We start from the raw sequence: 4,177 nt of genomic DNA, 5'->3' as shown, positions 1-4,177 counted from the left end.
GGTTGCAGGACGCGGGTCCGCAGGTGTTCGTGGAGATCGGTCCGCATCCGGTGCTCTCGTTGGCGATGGAGCGGACGGTCACGGCCGGACGGGTGTTGCACACCCTGCGTCGTGATCGGCCGGAGGTCGCGCAGTTGCTGAGCAGTTTGGGGACGGCCTGGGCGGCCGGTCTGCCGGTGGCGTGGCGGGAGTTGCTGCCTGCCGCGGAGCCGGTGGGATTGCCCACTTATGCCTTCCAGCGGCAACGCTATTGGCTGGACGCACCCCCCGCCGCGGCGAACGCTGAGCAGCCGGCCGACGCCTCCGCGAGTGACGCGTGGCGCTACCGCGTGGGCTGGACACCGCTGGCCGCCCAGCACGCCGACCGACTGCACCGGCGGTGGCTGCTGTTGTGCCATTGCGACGCCCAAGCCGAAGTCCATCACGTGCGCCGGGCGTTGGAGCAGTACGGCGCCCAGGTTGAGCTGCGGACACTGCCCGCCGACGCCGACATCGATCGGATCGGGGTCGCGGAGCTGCTGAGGGGCGCGGAGAACATCGCCTACCTGCCGGCCGGGTTCGACCGGAGTCATCCGGGCCACCCGGACCTGCCCGTGGGGCTGGCGGCCGTACTGGCGGTGATGCAGGCCGCCGTGGAGCAGGAGGGCGCGCGGTTGTGGGTACTGACCCGTGGCGCGGTCAACGCACCCGGGACGGATCGGGCCCCCGACCCCGCGTCGGCGGCGGTGTGGGGCCTCGGCCGGGTCTTCGGCCTCGAACACCCCGACCACTACGGCGGTCTGATCGACCTGCCCGCTGCCTGGCAGCCCGGCACCGGCGACCAGTTGGCCGCCGCCCTGGCCGAGCCGGTCGAGGACCAGATCGCCCTTCGCCCGGCCGGCGTCTTCGCCCGTCGGCTCCAGCACGCTCCGGCAGCCCCGCGCGGCCGGCAGGAGTGGAAGCCTCGCGGCACGGTGCTGATCACCGGAGGCACCGGCGCGCTCGGTTCCCATCTGGCCCACTGGCTGGCGCGGAACGGCGCCGAGCACCTTGTTCTGGTCAGCCGTACGGGGCCGGACGCACCCGGTGCGGGCGACCTGGCCCGCGAGCTGACGAGCCGGGGCACCCCCACCACCGTCGTCGCATGTGACATCGCCGACCCCCAGCAGGTCGCCGGTCTGTTCGGCGCCGATCACCCGCCGATCACCACCGTCATCCACGCCGCCGGCGTACCGCAGCGCACCACGCTGCGGGAGTCGGAGCCCGCCGCTTTCGCGGAGCTGCTGCGGGCGAAGGTGACCGGCACACAGAACCTCCTCAGGGCTCTCGATGACCATCCCGTCGACGAACTGGTGCTGTTCTCCTCCAACTCGGGTGTCTGGGGCAGCGGACTCCACGGCGCCTACGCCGCCGCGAACGCGTTCCTCGACGCGGTGGCGGAGCAGCAGCGCGGTAGGGGCCGCCGGGCGATCTCGATCGCCTGGGGCCTGTGGGGCGGCGGAGGTATGGCGGAGGGCGGCGGCGAGGAGTACCTCTCGCGCGTGGGTATCCGTCCGATGGCGCCCGACCTGGCCGTTGCGGCACTGCAGGAGGCGCTCACCCTCGACGAGACGTTCCTGGCCGTGGCGGACGTGGACTGGGCACGGTTCGTCCCCACCTACACCGTGGCCCGGCGGCGTCCGCTCATCGAGGACCTGCCCGAGGTCCGGCGACTGGCCCGGATCACGGACACGGCGACCGCCGACACGTCCCGCGAGGACAACCAGTCGCTACGAGGACGCCTCGCCGACCTGAACGCCGACGACCAGCACGCCGAGCTGCTGGACATCGTGCGACGGGAGGCCGCGAAGGTCCTCGAACTGCGGAATCCCGAGGTGGTGGCGGAAACGCGTGCCTTCCGCGATCTCGGGTTCGACTCGGTGATGGCCGTCGAGGTGCGGAACCGGCTGGGGAGCCTGTCCGGTCTGCAACTGCCCGCCACCCTCGTGTTCGACCATCCGACGCCGGGCGCTGTGGTGGCGTACCTGCGCGGAGCGCTGTTCCCGGACGGCACCGATGCCGTGGCGTCGCCGCTCGCGCAGATCGAGCGACTGGAGAGCGCACTGCTGCGGATGCGGCAGGCCGACAGTCGGGAGAAGGCACGCATCACGCTCCGCCTCCAGTCCCTGCTGGAGACGTGGCGTGATGACGGTGACGAGCAGGGTCAGCGGGACGCCGGTGGGCAACCGTTCGAATCCGCGACCCCCGACGAAGTATTCGACTTCATTGACAAGGAGCTCGGTCAGCGCTGACCGCGACCAGCACCGTTCGATTCCGGCGATTGAGATGTGATGGCGGACCAGGACAAGTTGTTCGAATACCTCAAGCGGGTAACGGGCGAGCTCAAGCAGACGAAGGAACGGCTCCTGCGGTACGAATCGGGCGAGCACGAGCCCATCGCCGTCGTGGGGATGAGCTGCCGGCTACCGGGCGGGGTGCGAAGCCCCGAGGACCTGTGGGACCTGGTGGCGAACGGAACGGACGCCATCACGGCGTTCCCGTCGGATCGTGGCTGGGCGATCGACGACCTGTACGACCCGGTGCGGGGCCGGCCGGGCAAGACGTACGCCCGCGAAGGCGGCTTCGTCGAGGACGCGGCCGACTTCGACGCCGAGCTGTTCGGCATCAGTCCGCGCGAGGCGCTGAGCATGGACCCGCAGCAGCGGCTGCTGCTGGAGTCCGCGTGGGAGCTGTTCGAGCGCGCGGGCATGAGCCTGACCGACCTCCGGTCCAGCTCCACCGGCGTCTTCGTAGGGGCGGGCTTCCAGGGCTATGGCAGCCACGCGGACTCATCCGACGGCTACTTACTGACGGGCTCCACAGGAAGCGTGGTGTCGGGGCGGCTGGCGTACGTCTTCGGTCTTGAGGGTCCGGCGGTGACGGTGGACACGGCGTGTTCGTCGTCGTTGGTGGCGATGCACTTGGCGGCGCAGGCGCTGCGGGCGGGCGAGTGTGGCCTGGCTCTGGCGGGCGGTGTGACGGTGATGTCGACGCCGGGTGCGTTCGTGGAGTTCAGTCGGCAGCGCGGTCTGGCACCCGATGGCCGGTGCAAGCCGTTTGCGGCGGGGGCGGATGGTACGGGCTGGGGTGAGGGTGTCGGTCTGGTGCTGCTGGAGCGGTTGTCGGACGCGGTGGCGAACGGCCATCGGGTGTTGGCGGTGCTGCGGGGTTCGGCCGTCAATCAGGATGGTGCGTCGAACGGGTTGACGGCGCCGAACGGTCCGTCGCAGCAGCGGGTGATTCGGCAGGCGCTGGCGAACGCGGGTCTGTCGGCGACCGACGTGGACGCCGTTGAGGCGCACGGGACGGGAACGACGCTGGGTGATCCGATCGAGGCGCAGGCACTACTGGCGGCGTACGGGCAGGACCGACCGGAGGGCCGCCCCCTGTGGCTCGGATCCGTGAAGTCGAACATTGGTCATACGCAGGCGGCTGCGGGTGTGGCCGGTGTGATCAAGATGGTGATGGCGATGCGTCACGGGCGTCTGCCGGCGACGTTGCACGTGGATGAGCCGTCGCCGCATGTGGATTGGTCGGCGGGTGAGGTGCGGCTGCTGACCGAGTCGGTTCCGTGGCAGGCCGATGGGCGGGTGCGGCGGGCGGGGGTGTCCTCGTTCGGCGTGAGCGGCACGAACGCGCACGTGATCCTGGAGGAGGCACCCGTCACGGAACCGACCGTCGCGGAGCCGGACACTGCCTCACTGAGGGGTGCGGGTCCGGTCCCGTGGTTGGTTTCCGCGCGCGGGGACGCGGGGCTGCGTGGTCAAGGAGCGCGGTTGGCGGAGTTCGTCCGGGGCCGTGAGGGTGTGGATATCGGGCGTGTGGCTGCGGAGTTGGCCCGTCGTGCGGTGTTGGAGGACCGGGCGGTCGTGGTGGGCGAGGACACCGCCGATCTGGTGGCGGCGCTGGAAGCGCTCGTCGAGGGCACTTCGATTGACGGGCTTGTGATCGGTTCCCCTGTGGTGGGGAAGACGGCGGTGTTGTTCACGGGGCAGGGCTCGCAGTTCGCGGGGATGGGTGCGCGGTTGTACGAGCGGTTCGAATCGTTCGCCGGCGTGGTGGATGAAGTGTGTTCGGTGGCGGATGGGTTGTTGCCGGGGCCGTTGCGTCCGGTGCTCTTCGGTGAGGGTGGTCGTGGTGACCTCATCGATGAGACGGT

The 4,177-nt window shown here is 70.5% G+C and carries 2 protein-coding genes; both read left to right on the top strand.

Features of this window, described 5'->3' with window-relative positions; all coding sequences use genetic code 11:
* Positions 1-2,270: SDR family NAD(P)-dependent oxidoreductase (locus ACFY0I_RS39860; RefSeq protein WP_388904726.1), on the top strand; the 2,270-nt coding region annotated here is incomplete at its 5' end.
* A 39-nt stretch (positions 2,271-2,309) separates the two neighbouring features.
* The coding region (locus ACFY0I_RS39855; RefSeq protein ID WP_388904725.1) for a type I polyketide synthase at positions 2,310-4,177 on the top strand (1,868 nt) is incomplete at its 3' end.

The organism is Streptomyces sp. NPDC001568 (genome assembly GCF_042893755.1).
Taxonomy (GTDB): Bacteria; Actinomycetota; Actinomycetes; order Streptomycetales; family Streptomycetaceae; genus Streptomyces.
This window is presented reverse-complemented; position numbering and strand designations above follow the sequence as displayed.